The organism is Streptomyces calvus, from assembly GCF_006782915.1.
Lineage (GTDB): Bacteria > Actinomycetota > Actinomycetes > Streptomycetales > Streptomycetaceae > Streptomyces > Streptomyces calvus.
This window is the reverse complement of the sequence record NZ_VCNP01000034.1, coordinates 40384-56153: the sequence shown is the minus strand read 5'-3', so window position 1 is coordinate 56153 and position 15770 is coordinate 40384. Positions and strand designations below refer to the sequence as shown.

General features: G+C 72.9%; 18 protein-coding genes. 11 read left to right on the top strand and 7 right to left on the bottom strand.

Translation table 11 applies throughout. The annotated features are described in order from the left end of the window. The first annotated feature begins 25 nt into the window (after window positions 1–25). The 3 genes from FGW31_RS15505 to FGW31_RS35955 all read left to right on the top strand — a co-directional run bounded on the left by FGW31_RS15505 (window position 26) and on the right by FGW31_RS35955 (window position 4015). Window positions 26–976 (top strand): hypothetical protein, encoded by a 951-nt coding sequence (locus FGW31_RS15505; protein ID WP_142194008.1) that lies wholly within the window; start codon window positions 26–28, stop codon window positions 974–976. 454 nt (window positions 977–1430) lie between these two features. After that, the gene (locus FGW31_RS15500) at window positions 1431–3488 is read left to right on the top strand and encodes an AfsR/SARP family transcriptional regulator (protein WP_221891771.1); all 2058 of its coding nucleotides are present in this window, start codon (window positions 1431–1433) and stop codon (window positions 3486–3488) included. After that, the gene (locus tag FGW31_RS35955) at window positions 3485–4015 is read left to right on the top strand and encodes a hypothetical protein (RefSeq protein ID WP_182675258.1); all 531 of its coding nucleotides are present in this window, start codon (window positions 3485–3487) and stop codon (window positions 4013–4015) included. The genes FGW31_RS15500 and FGW31_RS35955 overlap by 4 nt, the downstream gene beginning before the upstream one ends. On the opposite strand, the gene FGW31_RS15495 is transcribed toward FGW31_RS35955, so the two are convergent. Together FGW31_RS15495 and FGW31_RS15490 are read right to left on the bottom strand one after the other, a co-directional pair. Beyond that, window positions 4016–5698 (bottom strand): bifunctional 3'-5' exonuclease/DNA polymerase, encoded by a 1683-nt coding sequence (locus FGW31_RS15495; RefSeq protein ID WP_142194007.1) that lies wholly within the window; start codon window positions 5696–5698, stop codon window positions 4016–4018. 75 nt (window positions 5699–5773) lie between these two features. Continuing rightward, window positions 5774–6535, bottom strand: coding sequence for a Clp protease N-terminal domain-containing protein (locus tag FGW31_RS15490; RefSeq protein ID WP_142194006.1), 762 nt, complete (start codon window positions 6533–6535; stop codon window positions 5774–5776). Between the two features lie 86 nt (window positions 6536–6621). Here FGW31_RS15490 and FGW31_RS15485 point away from each other — a divergent pair, with 86 nt between their 5' ends. Beyond that, window positions 6622–7749: a DUF2786 domain-containing protein gene (locus FGW31_RS15485; RefSeq protein ID WP_142194005.1), complete on the top strand. Its 1128-nt coding sequence runs from the start codon at window positions 6622–6624 to the stop codon at window positions 7747–7749. 18 nt (window positions 7750–7767) lie between these two features. Here FGW31_RS15485 and FGW31_RS15480 read toward each other — a convergent pair whose 3' ends face one another. The 4 genes from FGW31_RS15480 to rpmB form a co-directional block, all read right to left on the bottom strand. Further along, entirely contained in the window at window positions 7768–8304 is a 537-nt protein-coding gene (locus FGW31_RS15480) for a DUF4232 domain-containing protein (RefSeq protein WP_142194004.1), read from the bottom strand. 107 nt (window positions 8305–8411) lie between these two features. After that, entirely contained in the window at window positions 8412–8942 is a 531-nt protein-coding gene (locus FGW31_RS15475; protein WP_142194003.1) for a hypothetical protein, read from the bottom strand. Window positions 8943–9096: 154 nt separating this feature from the next. After that, the gene (rpsN, locus tag FGW31_RS15470; RefSeq protein WP_142194002.1) at window positions 9097–9402 is read right to left on the bottom strand and encodes a 30S ribosomal protein S14; all 306 of its coding nucleotides are present in this window, start codon (window positions 9400–9402) and stop codon (window positions 9097–9099) included. Window positions 9403–9453: 51 nt separating this feature from the next. Then, the gene (gene rpmB / locus FGW31_RS15465; protein ID WP_142194001.1) at window positions 9454–9690 is read right to left on the bottom strand and encodes a 50S ribosomal protein L28; all 237 of its coding nucleotides are present in this window, start codon (window positions 9688–9690) and stop codon (window positions 9454–9456) included. A gap of 74 nt (window positions 9691–9764) precedes the next feature. Between rpmB and rpmG the strand changes: the two genes are divergently transcribed. From rpmG to FGW31_RS15440, 5 genes are all read left to right on the top strand, one after another. Further along, entirely contained in the window at window positions 9765–9929 is a 165-nt protein-coding gene (gene rpmG, locus FGW31_RS15460) for a 50S ribosomal protein L33 (protein WP_142194000.1), read from the top strand. 8 nt (window positions 9930–9937) lie between these two features. Further along, window positions 9938–10192: a type B 50S ribosomal protein L31 gene (locus tag FGW31_RS15455; protein ID WP_142193999.1), complete on the top strand. Its 255-nt coding sequence runs from the start codon at window positions 9938–9940 to the stop codon at window positions 10190–10192. Between the two features lie 2 nt (window positions 10193–10194). Further along, window positions 10195–11331 (top strand): CobW family GTP-binding protein, encoded by a 1137-nt coding sequence (locus FGW31_RS15450; protein WP_142194022.1) that lies wholly within the window; start codon window positions 10195–10197, stop codon window positions 11329–11331. A 5-nt stretch (window positions 11332–11336) separates the two neighbouring features. Next, window positions 11337–11570, top strand: coding sequence for a 30S ribosomal protein S18 (gene rpsR, locus FGW31_RS15445; RefSeq protein WP_142193998.1), 234 nt, complete (start codon window positions 11337–11339; stop codon window positions 11568–11570). A gap of 300 nt (window positions 11571–11870) precedes the next feature. Next, a complete protein-coding gene (locus tag FGW31_RS15440; RefSeq protein WP_142193997.1) occupies window positions 11871–12155 on the top strand; it encodes a DUF397 domain-containing protein in 285 nt (94 codons plus the stop codon). 245 nt (window positions 12156–12400) lie between these two features. Here the strand turns inward: FGW31_RS15440 and FGW31_RS15435 are convergent, their stop codons facing one another. After that, complete coding sequence (locus FGW31_RS15435) at window positions 12401–12898, bottom strand: ATP-binding protein (protein WP_142193996.1); 498 nt, start codon at window positions 12896–12898, stop codon at window positions 12401–12403. Between the two features lie 431 nt (window positions 12899–13329). On the opposite strand from FGW31_RS15435, the gene FGW31_RS15430 reads away from it, so the two are divergent. Next, entirely contained in the window at window positions 13330–14154 is an 825-nt protein-coding gene (locus FGW31_RS15430; RefSeq protein ID WP_142194021.1) for a helix-turn-helix domain-containing protein, read from the top strand. Window positions 14155–14255: 101 nt separating this feature from the next. Beyond that, on the top strand, window positions 14256–15716 hold the full coding sequence (locus FGW31_RS15425) for an aldehyde dehydrogenase family protein (RefSeq protein WP_142193995.1): 1461 nt from the start codon (window positions 14256–14258) through the stop codon (window positions 15714–15716). The last annotated feature ends 54 nt before the right edge of the window (window positions 15717–15770 follow it).

The window sequence follows — 15770 nt, the reverse complement described above, 5'->3', positions numbered from 1 at the left end:
GACACCAAAAATTAGGTGAGGGGGCATGACTTTGCGTTTCGGCATCTATCCCGGTGGGGTCCTGGGCGACGAGCAGGGCATCGTGCATCCGGTCCGTCCGGATGAGCCCGACCGCATCAGCGAGGCGCTCGACGCGCTCCAGGGCGACGCGGCCACCCTGTCGGTGCGCGCCTACCGTTCGTTCGCGGCGACGGCGGTGCCGTTACCGCCCGCGCCCGCCGATCCCGCGGCGTATCTCCGGCGTGGCCGCACGCTGGACCTCGTGCTGCAGTTCCGTGAGCCGTCCGGGGCGTTGGACGGGTGGCCGGAGTTCGTCCGTGAGGCCGTCCGCGCCGGCGGGCCGGGTCTGGCGTCCGTCCAGATCTGCGAAGAGCCCAACGCCGACCTGCCCGTGCTCGACGGCAGCACGCCCAATGTGCTGACCGCGCTCGTCGAGGGAGTGGTCGCGGCCAAGCGGGAGGCCCGCGCCCTGGGCAGCGACCTGGAGGTCGGCTTCAACGCCGTGCCGACCTTCGACCCGGCCGACACCTTCTGGTCCGACCTCGGTGCCCTGGCCGACGACCGCTTCCGGCGGAGCCTCGACTACGTCGGCCTGGACTTCTTCCCGGACGTGTTCCGTCCCGTCGCCGCCGGGCAGTTGGCCGATGCGGTCACCGCGGTGCTCACCGCGTTCCGGCGCGACGACCTGCCGCGGGCCGGCATCCCCGGCAGCGTCCCGATCCGCGTCTGCGAGAACGGCTGGCCCACCGGCCCGGGCCGCAGCGAGCGACGGCAGTCCGCGGTACTCGAAACCGTCGTACGGACCGTGGATGCTCTCGCCGCCGACCTGAACATCGACGGATACTCCTTCTTCTCGCTGCGGGACGCCGACAGCAGTGCCGAAGGGCTCTTCCACGGTTTCGGTCTCCTGCGCGACGACTACACACCCAAGGCGGCCTTCGACACGTACCGGCGCCTCATCGAGGAGCTGCGGTGACACGGCTACGTCGACACCGACGGCCTTGACCGGCCGTTGCCCGGAAGCGGCCCGGGATTTTCCCCGCGGGCAAGGCCGCCGCTGAAGCCGTGCGGAGCGGTGGACGGGGAGAGGGAGGGGACGAGGGGCCCGGTCGTTCGTGTCCGGCGACCGGGGGTCCCTCGTGGGACGGATCGGGCCACGGCAGCGACACTCCCCCGAGCTGCGCGTTCTACGCGCGCACCCCCGGGCCGGATCCGTTGTAGTGATCACATCAGATCTTGCCAACGGGTCGCTAACATGTGGCCAATGGTTCTCCGTTCGGGCACCCGGAAGGCAGTGGTGCGACGTGACACGGCGCGGGCTGCGGTTCGGACTGCTCGGGGTGCCGGTCCTCTTTGACGGCGACCCCGGGGACGATCGACCCGGCGAGGACGGGTGCGCGGGGGCCGTCCGGAGCATCGGCAGTCCCAAGATGCGTACGCTCCTCGCCGCCCTGCTGCTCGACGCCGGGCGCGTCGTCTCCGTCGAGGCGCTGAAGGACGCGATGTGGGGCGGGGCGCCGCCCGCCTCCGCGCAGCCCTCGCTGCACAACCACGTGGCCCGGTTGCGACGACTGCTCGACGATCCGGAACGGCTCGTCACCGTGCCCACCGGGTATGTGCTGCGGGTCGGCGAGGGCGAGCTGGACGTCCAGGTCTTCGACGCCCGCACCGCCGCCGCGCGCGCCGCGCACGCCCGACGGGACTGGGCGCGGGTGGTGCGCGAGTGCACGGCCGCGCTCGCGCTGTGGCGGGGGACGCCGCTGGCCGGACTGCCGGCGGAGGTCGGCGGATACGCCCTGGTGCGGCGGTTGCGGGAGGCCCGGCTGCTGCTCCTGGAATGGCGGTACGACGCCGAACTCGCCCTCGACGGCGGGCGACTGGCCGGACTCGTGCCCGAACTGGCCGCGCTGGCCGCCGAGTATCCGCTCAGGGAGGGATACCACCGGCAGTTGATGCTCGCCCTGCACCGCACCGGCCGCCAGGCGGAGGCGCTGGTGGTCCACCGTGATCTGCGGGCCCGCCTCGTGGAGGAACTCGGCGTCGAGCCGGGTCGGGCCGTACGCGAGGCCCATGTGGAGGTGCTGCGGGGGAGCGGCGAGGGGGCGTGCGACGAACGTCCTGGAGGCTCGGAAGGGTCGGGAGGGAGTGCGTGCCCTGAGGGGCTTGCAGGCGTCGGAGGCCACAGCGGTGGCCCCGGAGTTTCCGTCAGCAGCTCCGGAGTTGCCGGGCTTTCCGAAGCTGCCGGAGTTCCTGGGGTACCCGGGGTTCCCGGAGACGGGGTTTCCGGAGGCCCGGGAGGTCCGGGAGATCGAGGAGGTGCCGGAGGTGCGGGTGAGGGTGGCGTTGCGGGGGACGGAGGTGGTGGGTCCGGGCCGGCCGCGGGTGTGTCCGCCGTGCCGCGGCCCGCGCAACTGCCGCCGCCACCGGCCCATTTCACCGGCCGTACCGACGTACGGGACGAACTGCTGCGGGTGCTCACCCGGCGGCCGCGGCCGGCGGTGCCCGCCGTCGCCGTCATCAGCGGTACGGCCGGAGTCGGCAAGAGCGCACTGGCGCTGCATGTCGCGCATATGCTGACGGAACGTTTCAGCGATGGGCAGCTCCACATCGGCCTGCACGGCGCGACCCCCGGCACGGCGCCCCTCACCCCGGCCCAGGCGCTCACCGCACTCCTCCGCGACCTCGGAACCGCGCCCCGCGACATTCCCGAACACCCGGCGTCGGCGGCGGCGTTGCTGCGCTCCCTGCTCGCGCCGACCCGCACGCTGCTGGTGCTGGACGACGCCGTGAACGCCGCCCAGGTACGTCCGCTGCTGCCGGCCGGCACCGGCTGCGCGGTGATCGTCACCAGCCGCTCACCGCTCGCCGCCCTCGACGGTGCCGCCCGCTTCCCGCTCGGCCCGCTGTCCGGCGAGGAGAGCGCCGCCCTGCTGCGCGCGGCTTCCGGACGGGACGGGCTGGACGCCGGGCACCCCTTGGTCGCGCTCACCGGCCGTCTGCCGCTGGCCCTGCGGATCGTCGCGGCCCGGCTGGCCGCGCGCCGGGCCCTCACCCCGGACGTGCTGGCCGGCCAACTGTCCGCCGCCGACAGCCGGTTGTCGCACCTGGAGTACGACGACCTCAGTGTCCGGCGTTCGCTGGCCGTCGCGCTCGACGCGCTCGCCGCCTCCGACCGCGAGGCCGACCGCGACGCGGCCCTCGCCCTGTGCCGCATCGGCGCCCTGGACCTGCCCGGCTACGGTGTGCCGCTGCTGGCCCGGCTCATCGGCACCGACGAGCCCCGGGCCGAGGCCGCGCTGGACCGGCTGGTCGACGTCGCCCTCATGGAGGAGACCGCGTACGGCCGTTACGTCCCGCACGACCTGGTCCGCGACTTCGCCCGGGAGCGTGCCGCCGACGCCGACGCCGACGCCGACGCCGACGCCGACGCCGACGCCGACGCCGACGCCGACGCCGACGCCGACGGCACCGGCGGCGACCCGTCGTGATCGCCCTGCGCTGGTACGCCGCCGTCGCCGCACGCATGCTCACCGCGATCGGCGGACCCGGCCACGACCAGGACGACCGCCGCCGCCCGACACCGTTGCAGCCGCCCGAGCACACGGCTCACGTCGGCACCGTCGCCCCGTTCGCCGACGCCGCGGCGGCCCTCGCCTGGGGCGACCGGGAACTGGAGAACATCGTCACCCTGGTGGAGCGCCACACAGAACCGTCCGGCCCGCCGGACCAGTTCGGCCCGCCCCGCCTGCCGGACCAGTCCGGCCCTTCCCGTACTTCCGACCACCGAGCCGTTCACGTCTCCGTGCTGTTCTGTCGCCTTCACCCCTATCTGCTGCGCCGGGGCCGTGTCGCCGAGACGGAGGTGCTGGGGCGGGCCGCGTTGCGTGTGGCGCGGCGGCTCGGGGACGAGGTGGCGGAGGCGTACGCGCTCGGCGACCTCGCGGGACGGCACTTCCTCACCGGCCGACGGGGCGACGCCCTCGACCTGACCGACCGAGACCGCCCGGCCGGATGATCACTTGGCGTCGGCGTAGCACTCCACCACCGCCGTCGTGAACGGGAACCGCACCGGCGTCTCGCCGAACGTCAGCCGGCCGGCGAGGTCGGCGGCCTCCCGGATCGCCGTCACCACTGCCTCCGCCTCCTCCTCGGGACAGTGCACGATCACCTCGTCGTGCTGGAAGAAGACCAGTTCGGCGGCCATGCCGTTCAGGGTCTGCCGCAGCGCGGCGAGCAGCAGCAGCGCCCAGTCGGCCGCGCTGCCCTGGACCACGAAGTTGCGGGCGAAGCGGCCGCGGGCGCGGGCGTCGGTCGAGGCGTAGCCGGGTGTCCAGGGGCGGGAGTCCTCGTCGGACGCCGCCGGAATGCCCGCCTCCTCGACCGCGTCGTCCGTCGCACGCGCGGCCGGCGGGCAGGTGCGGCCCAGCCAGGTCCGTACGAGCCGGCCCTCCTCGCCCGCCCGGGCGGCCTCGTCGACGAACGCCACGGCCTTCGGGAAGCGGCGTCTGAGAGCGGCGAGGTTCTTCAGGCCGTCGCCGGAGGTCTGGCCGTAGACCGCGCCGAGGACGGCGAGTTTGGCCTGCGCGCGGTCTCCGGAGAAGGCGCGGTCGGACACCGACTGGTACAGGTCGGTCTCCCGGCCGGCCACCTCCATCAGCCCGGGGTCGCGGGAGATCGCCGCCAGGACCCGCGGCTCCATCTGGTCGGCGTCGGCGACGACGAGCCGCCAGCCCGGGTCGGCGACGGCCGCGCGGCGGATCACCTTGGGGATCTGCAGGGCGCCACCGCCGTTGGTCACCCAGCGGCCGGTCACGGTGCCGCCCGCGAGGAACTCGGGCCGGAAGCGGCCCTCGCGCACCCAGTCCTGGAGCCAGGACCAGCCGTGGGCGACCCAGATGCGGTACAGCTTCTTGTACTCCAGCAGCGGTTTCACGGCCGGGTGGTCGACGGACTCGATCTCCCAGCGGCGGGTGGAGGTGACCTTGATCCCGGCCTGCGCGAAGGCCTTGACGACGTCGGCCGGCAGGTCGGGCCGCACCCGTCGGCCGAAGGCGGCGGACCCCTCCTCGGCGAGCTCGGCCAGCCGGCGCGGCTCGCCGCCGCCCGCGTACCGCTCGCCGAGCAGGTCGTGCAGGACCGCGCGGTGCACGTCCGCCCGCCAGGGCAGTCCCGCGCGGTTCATCTCGGTGGCCACCAGCATCCCCGCCGACTCGGCGGCCGTCAGCAGCCGCATCCGGTCGGGGCGCGCGGTCGCGTCCGTCCGCCGCAGCTGCTCGGCGTAGACCGCGAGGAGGTCCGTCAGCGGCAGCGGGATGCCCTGGGGCTCGAACAGCGGCGACTGGGCGCCCGGTTCGGCCGCCCGCTGCGGCGGATCGGGCGGTACGGGGCCGCCGCGCAGCCGGGCCAGCGCGGCCGCGGCCGAACGGGGTTCCCCGTACCGCCCCTCGTGGCCGAGCAGGAGCGTCTCGGCGGCCTCGATGTCGTACGCCCGCTCCACTCGCACCCCCGTGGCGAGCAGGCGCGGGTAGACCTCGGCGGTGGACCGCCACACCCACCGCGTGACGCCGGGACGGCTCCGCACGGCCTCGGCGGGATCCGCCTCCCGCCGTACCGGGCCGGCGGGCAGCCCGTCCGGACCGAGGGGGGCGACGTCCACGCCACCGTCCTCGGCCGGAGCGAGCGCCCACCGGTCGGTCATGCGGCGAGTGTGGCAGGAGGGTCTGACAATCCGTCCCGACCTGCGCTTCCTTTCGGCCGCAGGCGCCTTCGGCAGTCAGTCCTCCGATGCCGTGCCGGGCCCGGCCGCCTCCTCCGTGGGCGCGGCGGTGAACCGGGCGAGCGCCTCGGCGACGTACCGCTCGATGGCGGCCTTGTCGATGCCCAGGCCGCTCAGGAGGCCCTCGCCGTTCTCGTGTTCGAGCAGGGCGAGCAGGAGGTGCTCGGTGCCGATGTAGTTGTGGCCGAGGCGGAGGGCCTCGCGGAAGGTGAGTTCCAGGACCTTCTTGGCCGCCGGGCCGTACGGCACGAGGTCGGGGGCGTCCTCGACGGCCGGCGGGAGCGCGGCGCGCGCGGCCTCGCGGACCGCCTCCACGCTGACGCCCTGTTCGGTGAGGGCCAGCACCGCGAGGCCCTGCGGCTCGGCCAGCAGGCCGAGGACCAGGTGCTCGGGGAGGCCCTCGGCGTTGCGCGCCTTGCGGGCCTCGTTGTGCGCGGCCATGACGGTGTTGCGGGCGCGGGGAGTGTAGCGGCTGAAGCCCTGGCCCGGGTCGAGGTCGGTGCCCTCCTTCGGTACGAAACGCTTCTGGGCGGCCTGCCGGGTGACGCCCATGCTCCGGCCGATGTCCGTCCAGGAGGCGCCCGAACGCCGGGCCTGGTCCACGAAGTGGCCGATCAGGTGGTCGGCCACGTCGCCGAGGTGCTCGCCGGCGAGCACCGCGTCCTGGAGCTGTTCGAGGGGTTCCTCGTGGACCTTCTTGATGGCCGCGATGAGGTCGTCGAGACGTACGGATGACGTGATGGCTGGGTTCGTCGACATGTGTCAACCGTAAGTTGACAGTAGGGGGGTGTCAACCCTTGGTTGACACTTTCGGGTGGTGGGCCGCGGCATGGCACGATCGGGCCGTGAGCACGTCCAGCACCGTCGACCGCGCCCTCGAAGCCGCCCTCTACGACGCCACCGACGCCGCCCTCGACACCGGCGCCTCCCTGCTCGCCGCCGACCCGGCGGCCGACGCCGAACTCGCCCGGCGCGGCGAGGAGTTCGTGGCATCCGCCTGGCGGCGCGGCTGGCAGCCCGCCGACGTCGTACGGATCGTCCGGCGCGAACTGGACGAGGTGCACGTCCGGATCGTCTCGGCGCTGATCCGCGCGCAGGCGCCGCGCGACGACCGGCCCCGCGGCCCCCGCTGGCAGGCCCAGCTCGACGCGCTGGACCCGGAACCCGCCCCGCGCGGTGACCGTTTCTCGTACGCCACGGCCGTGCTGGAGCTGTACCGCCTGCTGCTGCGCCTGCCCGCCCTCGAACCCCTGGACGAGGCGGTGGACCCGGGCCCGCGCGAGCGGCGGCCGGAGCCGCGGATGCTCGGCCGCATCCGCGCGCTGCTCGCCAAGGCGGAGGCGACCGGTTTCCCCGAGGAGGCGGAGGCGCTCAGCGCCAAGGCGCAGGAGCTGATGGCGCGGCACAGCGTGGACGAGGCGCTGCTCGCCGCGCGGACGCCGGCCGCCGAGACGCCGGACGCGTGCCGGATCGGCGTGGAGCCGCCGTACGAGCAGGCCAAGGCGGTGCTGCTGGACGCGGTGGCCGGGGCCAACCACTGCCGGGCCGTGTGGAACGAGGCGCTCGGCTTCTCCACCGTGGTCGGCTTCGCCGGTGACCTGGAGGCGGTCGAACTCCTCTACACCTCGCTGCTGGTGCAGGCCACCACGGCGATGACCAGGGCGGAAGCCGCGCAGCGGGCCGGCGGAAGGAAGCGGACGAAGACCTTCCGGCAGTCCTTCCTCGCCTCCTACGCGCACCGCGTGGGCACGCGCCTCGCCGCCGTCGCCGAAGCGCAGGTGAGCGGCGATCTGCTCCCGGTGCTCGCCTCCCGTGCGGTCGCGGTCACCGACCGCACGGACCGGCTGTTCCCGGAGACGACGACCACGCGGCTGCGCGGGGTGAGCGACGCGGCGGGCTGGGAGGAAGGCGCACGGGCGGCCGACGACGCGCAGGTCAGGGCCCGGCCCCACCTGCCGGGCAAGGGCTCCTAGGGTCGGCCGGGGACCGTGCTAGTCGCCCGCCTGCTGGTACGCGCTCACGGAGACCTTGTGGCCGCCGCTCACCTCGGCCGCGACCGGGCCGTACGACCAGCGGAAGGTGCGGATGCCGGGGTCACCGGTGTCGCCGGGGAGGCCGACGCGCAGGTGCTCGGCGTCGAAGGAGCCGTCGCCGGGCGTGCCGCGTTCGTAGGTGAGGGTGAAGGACGCGGAGCCGCCCTTCGCCAGCGTCAGTTTCTGGGCCCTGGCACCCTCGGTGGGCCGCACCTCGACGGCGGAGGTGTCGGCGGGGCCGGCCAGCCGCACCTCGGGGAAGCCGTCCAGGGTGCAGGGCGCGCCCCGGTTGGTGACGCTCACGGGAACCTCGCCGGTGTCCCCGGCGGCCGGGGCGACGCTCGCGGGCCCGACCTCCATGTCCACTGCGCCGGGCGAACAGGCGGTGCTCCGCGGCTTCGCGTCGGCGTCCGCCCGGCCGCCGTCGTCGGTGTCGCAGGCGGTCAGCAGGAGGAGTGCGGCGAGGGCGGGTACGGCGATCGGCGTGGCGCGCATGAGTGGTCCTCCGGGGTCGTGGACGTGCCCGTGGATCATCATCACGCACCCGCCGCCGCTCCGTCGCCGAACCGGCCGCCGGGGCCCGTCGTGGGCATCGGCCCGCCCTACGACCCCAGCCCGGCCGTCGGCAGCCCCGTCGGCAGCTCGGCGCCGTCGGCCTTGGTGTAGGTCTCGGTGCCGAGGGGGCCGTCCCAGGTGACCTTCAGGGAGCTGCCGCCGACGGAGTCGACGGTGCCGTTGGTCCGGTCCTCGTTGCCGTCGGAGCACTTCAGGCGGATCGAGTGGGTCCCGGCGCTCTGCCGTGCGGTGCCGCTGCACACGGTGCCGCCCGTGGCGAACAGGGCCGCCTTCTCTCCGTTGAACATCAGGGCCACGGCCCTGCCGCCGGCGGTGGTGAGCCAGCTGCCCTCCAGCTCGCCGGCCGGGGCGCCGCTCGGCCCGGAACCGCCGTCGGTGCCACCGGAGTCCGTGGCCGACGGGGCGGGGGCGGCCGTGGACTCGTCCGAGTCGCCGGAACCGTCCCCGCCGCACGCCGTCAGCGCGAGCGCTCCGGCCACGCCCAGGGCCGCCGCCGCGGCCCGGACGCGCCGGGAGCGCACCCCGCGTGGTGCCGGCGATGCGGACGCGTTCGTCACCGAAGCCGAAGTCACTGCAAGCCCCCTAGCTGTTGCCGGCCCCGTCGGCCGGACGACCGCAGTCAGCTAACAGGAACCACCGGGCGGCCCACCAGCCCTCCGTGACGCACTTCGCACCCGCACGGGCACCGGCCGGGAAGCGCTGCGCGGGCGGCTACCAGGACGACTTGCGCACGCCCGGCAGGTATCCCGCGTGGGCCTGTTCCCGCAGGCTCACGCGGGAGAGTCCGAACGCGCGGAAGTACCCGCGCGGGCGGCCGTCCACCTGGTCGCGGTTGCGCACGCGCGTGGCGCTCGCGTCGCGCGGCTGACGGCGCAGTTCGCGCTGCGCCTCCGCCCGTTCCTCGGCCGTGCTGGACGGCCGCCGGATGATCTCCTTCAGCTCCGCCCGTCGCGCGGCGTACCGCGCGACGACCTCCTGGCGCCGGTCGTTCTTCGCGATCTTGCTCTTCTTCGCCATGCCTGTTCTCCGTCGGTTCCTCGGTCGCCGTCCTCGTCCCGGTGTCGTGCGTCAGACCTTCACGCCGCGTGCGCGGATGCGGGCCACCGCCGCCTCGACGCCGATGGTGTCGACGGTCTTGACGGCCCGCGCGCTCAGCCGCAGCCGTACGTGACGGTTCTCGCTGGGCAGCCAGTAGCGCTTGGTCTGGATGTTCGGGTCGAAGCGGCGGGACGTGCGCCGGTGCGAGTGGGAGATCCGGTTGCCGAAGCCCGGCTGGGCGCCGGTGAGCATGCAGTGCGCGGACACGGGTGATGCACCTCTCTCGAACGTCGTTCCCACTCCATTATGTAAATGGGAATCATTTTCAGTAAGGTACCAGCATGGCACGCAACGAACTCCGTCCGGTCATCAAGCTCCGGTCCACCGCCGGCACCGGCTTCACCTACGTGACCCGCAAGAACCGCCGCAACAACCCCGATCGCCTGACGCTGCGCAAGTACGACCCGATCGCCGGACGGCACGTCGACTTCCGAGAGGAGCGCTGAACACCGCCATGCGCAAGGGAATCCACCCCGCCTACGGCCCCGTCGTCTTCCGCGACCGCGCCGCCGGGCACGCCTTCCTCACCCGCTCCACCATGACGAGCGAGAAGACCATCGAGTGGGAGGACGGCCACACCTACCCGGTCGTCGACGTCGAGATCTCGAACGTCAGCCACCCCTTCTACACCGGCACCGCGCGCGTCATGGACACCGCGGGCCGCGTCGAGCGCTTCGAGCGCCGGTACGGCAAGCGAGGTGCGGCGTGACAATGTCCGTGGCCGTCGTCGGCGGCCTGCACGCCGACGCCCGCAGGGCCGCCGTGGCGCGTCTGCTCGCCGACGTGCCCGGCAGCGTCGTGCTCCACCACGACCTGGAGACGGCCACCGCGGGCACGGTCGTACGGACCGTGCGCGACGCCACCGGTGTGCTGTCCGCGGGCGAGGCGCCTCTCGTCAACGACTGCGCCTGCTGCGCCCTGCGCGAGGACCTCGTGCCCGAGCTGGAACGGCTCGCGGACGCCGGGGACACTCCGCTCGCCGTCGTCGAACTGTGGGACTCCGTCGAGCCGAAGGCCATGGCGGAGGTCGTCGCCGCCGGCGGCTTCACCGTCACCGCGGTGATCACCGCCGTCGACCCGGCCCTGCTGCTGCCGTACCTGGCCAACGGCGACGACCTCGCCGACGGCGGCCTCGCCGCCGCGCCGTCCGACCAGCGCACGGTCGCCGACACCTTCGCCCGCCAGCTGGAGTACGCCCCCGTCCTGGCCGTCGCCGACTCACCGGAGGCCGACGAGGAGGACCACGAGCTGCTCACCCAGCTGCACCCGACGGCCCGCCGGGTCCCGATCGACCGGCCGGCGGACGGCTCCGCTCCGCTCGCCGCGGCCGCGCTCGCCGGCTTCGACGTGGAGGCGGCCGCCGCCGCCCAGCACCCGGCCTGCGCGCTGCTGCCCGCCGAGGCCGACGCGCACGGTGTCGCCACCCTCGTCTGGCACCGGCGCCGCCCCTTCCACCCCGAGCGCCTGTATGCCGCGCTGGAGGACCTGACCTGCGCCGCGGCGCGCAGCCGCGGCCGGTTCTGGCTCGCCGACAAGCCGGACACGCTGTACCACTGGGACGCGGCCGGCGGCGCCCTGTGCGTGGAGAGCGCCGGGCCCTGGCTGGGCGCGCTGCCGGACGCCGCCTGGGAGATGGTCCCGCCGGTGCGCCGCGCCGCGGCCGCCCTGGACTGGCACCCCGAGCACGGCGACCGCTGCCAGCACCTCGTCTTCACCTCACCCGGCCTCGACCGCGACGGGCTCGAACAGCTCCTGGAGTCCTGCCTGCTGACCGACGCCGAGTACGCCGCCGGGCCCGACGCCTGGCAGCGGCTGCCCCACTCCTTCGACACCCTCCTGGAGGTCTGACCGTCATGCCCCGCAAGTCCGAGCGCCGTCCCGCCAAGACCCGCCCCAACCCCCTCGACCAGGCCGGGATCACGTACATCGACTACAAGGACACCGATCTGCTGCGGAAGTTCATCTCCGACCGGGGCAAGATCCGCAGCCGCCGCGTCACCCGGGTGACGTCCCAGCAGCAGCGGCAGCTGGCGAGGGCGATCAAGAACGCCCGGGAGATGGCGCTGCTGCCGTACTCGACCCGCTGACGGAGAACACGCCGTACTCGACCCCCTGACGGAGAAAAACCCCCGCCGCCCGGCATGAGGAGGCGACAAAGGGAAACACGATGGAACACGGGGGGCTTTCCGCGCGTCTCCATGGAGAGCGGGGTTCGTCAAAGGTCCGTCAAAGCGGGTGCGGCAGCACCGTCCACGCTGTAACCGCGACAACACCCCGCGTGCACGTGCATCTGCCCATGCATCAGCACATGAACAAAGCTATGATCCGGGTCAGTTGACCACTGCATCAATGGCCACACCAGCCAGTGCACCAGCGGGGAGCGACCTGTGGACCACGACGTGTACGACGGTGACGGGTACGAGGGTGCCGACGCGTCCGGCGTGTACAACGGCATGGCGGCCACCAGGCTCGACGGCGTGGCCTGGCAGAAGAGCCGGCACAGCAATTCGCAGGGGTCGTGCGTGGAGTTCGCCCGGCTGCCCGGCGGAGAGGTGGCCGTGCGCAACTCCCGCTTCCCCGACGGTCCCGCGCTGGTCTACACCCGCGCGGAGATCGAGGCGATGCTGCTGGGCGTGAAGGACGGCGAGTTCGACCACCTCGTCGCCGGCTGACCCGTCCGCGGCACTCGGCGCGGGACCACCCGTGCTCCGGGCGTGCCGCGTTGCGCCCCCTCGTGCGGTACGGGAGTGACCGGACGGCACGGAGTGGCCGGAGGTGCCCGGCAGGTGGAGGTGCCCGGCAGGCGGAGACGCGCGGCAGGCGGAGTCGCGCGGAAAGCCGCGCCGTCCGGGAAGCCGCGCTCCGTCCGACGCCGGGAATGCCGCGTTCCGTCAGGCGCCAGGAGCCCCGCGTTCCGTCAGGCGCCGGGAACGGTCCGGCCGGCGGGGCCCTGGAGCCGGAACAGGGCCCAGACCACCTTGCCGCTGAGCGCGCCCGCCATCGGGTGCCAGCCCCAGCTGTCGCTGAAGGAGTCGACCAGGAACAGGCCGCGTCCCGACTCGGCGGAGAAGTCGTCCGAGTCGCGGGCCACGGGACTCTCGTCGCTGGGGTCGCGCACCGCGCACACCAGGCGCTCGGTCCAGCGCAGCAGGTGCAGCCGTACCGGCGGGTCCTGGGCCGTCAGGCGGGAGGTGTTGGCGGGCAGGGCGTGCCGCAGGGCGTTGGTGACCAGTTCGGAGACCACCAGGCACACGTCGTCGAAGCGGTCGCCCAGGTCCCACTGGTCGAGGGTCTTGCGGGTGAACTGCCGGGCTTCGCGCACCGCTTCGTAGCGGGCGGGGAGGGCGCAGGAGGCGGCGTCGGAGGCGGCCGCGAGGTTCAGCGGCGGAAGGCCCTGCCGTAACGGCTCGAGCATGGTCGATCCATTCGTCCCCATGCGAGGCACTCCCGGGATTCGCGGTCGTAGCGATGCGGCGGTGGTGCGGAGACCATGGTTTCGGATGCTTACAGCAGATGCAAGGGCAGATGCACGTGCAGCTGTCCGAATTCGACCTGCCCGTACGATTTTGTTGGCCAATTTTTCCGTCATCTTCTCCTCTCCGCCGGGCTGTCCCCTGCCTCCGCCTTGCTGCCCCTTGCTCCCTGCCGGCCACTCCCGGGCTCCCCGCCGTGCTTCACCCACGCCCCTTCCGTGCTCCTTCCTGCTCGTTGTCCCCCGGCTCGATCCCGTTTGCGTAATCGCACGAGTACTGCTCGAAGTGTTTTAGTGGCAGACTTCGGGCCCTGAAGACGTTGGGGAGGCTGGCGAACGTGAGCGCGGGAGAGCCGGGATCGGTGGTGCGGCGCATGCTGCTCGGATCACAACTCAGGCGACTGCGTGAGGCGCGGGGGATCACGCGTGAGGCGGCGGGTTACTCGATCCGCGCCTCCGAGTCGAAGATCAGCCGGATGGAGTTGGGCCGGGTGAGCTTCAAGACCAGGGACGTCGAGGACCTGCTGACGCTGTACGGCATCACGGACGAGCAGGAGCGCACCTCGCTGCTCTCCCTCGCCCGCGAGGCCAACGTCGCGGGCTGGTGGCACAGTTACTCGGACGTGCTGCCCAGCTGGTTCCCCACCTATGTGGGACTGGAGGGCGCGGCCTCGCTGCTGCGCGCCTACGAGGTGCAGTTCGTGCACGGCCTGCTGCAGACCGAGGACTACGCCCGCGCGGTGGTGCGGCGCGGCATGAAGGGCGCGAGCGAGGAGGACGTCGAGCGCCGGGTGGCGCTGCGCCTGGAGCGGCAGAAGTACCTGGTCTCGGAGAACGCCCCCGAGTTCCACGTCGTCCTCGACGAGGCCGCCCTGCGCCGGCCGTACGGCGACCGCGCGGTGATGCGCGGCCAGCTCCAGCACCTGATCGACATCTCCGAGCGGCCCAACGTGCGGTTGCAGGTCATGCCGTTCAGCCTCGGCGGACACTCCGGCGAGTCCGGCGCGTTCACCATCCTCAGCTTCCCCGAGTCCGACCTGTCCGACGTCGTGTACATGGAGCAGCTCACCAGCGCGCTGTACCTCGACAAGGCCGAGGACGTGGCCCAGTACGAGAAGGCGCTCAAGGAGCTCCAGCACGACAGCCCGGGGCCGGCGGAGAGCCGCGACCTCCTCCGGGGCCTGCTGCAACTGTCCTAGAGCACTCCTTCAACTCGTAAGAAACGCAAGTACGATGACGTGCGATCAGACCATGCCACGGCTCAGTGTTCTGCTGGCGCAGCAAGGGATCGAGGGATCACATGTCGTCGTACTTCACCGACCTGGCTCAGCAGTACATCGACGGTGAGTGGCGCCCGGGCAGCGGCTCCTGGGACATCATCGATTTCAACCCGTACGACGACGAGAAGCTGGCGTCGATCACCATAGCCACCGTCGACGAGGTCGATCAGGCCTACCGGGCGGCCGCCCGCGTGCAGAAGGAGTGGGCGGCGACCAATCCGTACGCCCGCCGCGCGGTGCTGGAGAAGGCGCTGAGGCTGGTCGAGGAGCGCGAGGAGGAGATCTCCGAGGCGATCGTCGCCGAGCTGGGCGGCACGCGTCTCAAGGCGGCGTTCGAACTGCACCTCGCCAAGGAGTTCCTGCGCGAGGCGGCCCATCTGGCGCTGCGCGCCGAGGGCCGGATCATCGCCTCGCCGGTGGACGGCAAGGAGAACCGCGTCTACCGGGAGCCCGTCGGCGTCGTCGGCGTGATCAGCCCCTTCAACTTCCCGTTCCTGCTGTCGCTGAAGTCCGTCGCGCCCGCGCTCGCGCTCGGCAACGGCGTGGTGCTCAAGCCGCACCAGGACACGCCGGTCGTCGGCGGCACCCTGGTGGCGAAGATCTTCGAGGACGCGGGACTGCCCGGCGGGCTGCTGAACGTCGTCGTCACCGACCTCGCGGAGATCGGCGACTCCTTCCTGGAGCACCCCGTCCCCAAGGTCATCTCCTTCACCGGCTCGGACGCGGTCGGCCGCCATGTGGCGACGGTCTGCGCCGCCCACTTCAAGCGCACGGTCCTCGAACTCGGCGGCAACAGCGCCCTGGTGGTGCTCGACGACGCCGACCTGGACTACGCCGTGGACGCGGCCGTCTTCAGCCGGTACGTCCACCAGGGCCAGGTCTGCATGGCCGCCAACCGCGTGCTGGTCGACCGCTCGGTGGCCGAGGAGTTCACGAGCAGGTTCGTCGCCAAGGTCGCGTCCCTCAAGGCAGGCGACCCGCGCGACCCGGAGACGGTCGTCGGCCCGGTGATCAACTCCCGTCAGGCGGACGACCTGTGCGCCGTGGTGGATCAGGCGCTCGCCGAGGGCGCCACCGCCCTGGTGCACGGCCGGCGCACCGACAACCTGGTCGAGCCGTCGGTGCTCACCGGCCTGCCGGCCGACTCCGCGCTGCTGCGCCAGGAGGTCTTCGGGCCCGTGGCCTTCCTCGTCCCGTTCGACGGCGAGGAGGAGGCCGTACGCATCGTCAACGACACCCCGTACGGGCTGAGCGGTGCCGTGCACACCGGTGACATCGAGCGGGGCGTGAACTTCGCCCGGCGGATCGACACCGGCATGTTCCACGTGAACGACGGCACCGTGCACGACGAGCCGATCGTGCCCTTCGGCGGTGAGAAGCACTCCGGTATCGGCCGGCTCAACGGCGAGAGCATGCTGGACGCCTTCACCACGGTGAAGTGGATCTCGGTGCAGTACGGCCGCAGCCGCTTCCCGTTCTAGTGCGGCGACTGCGCGCGGGCGGTACGGGGCGGTGACGGGGCGGTGAAGGAGGGG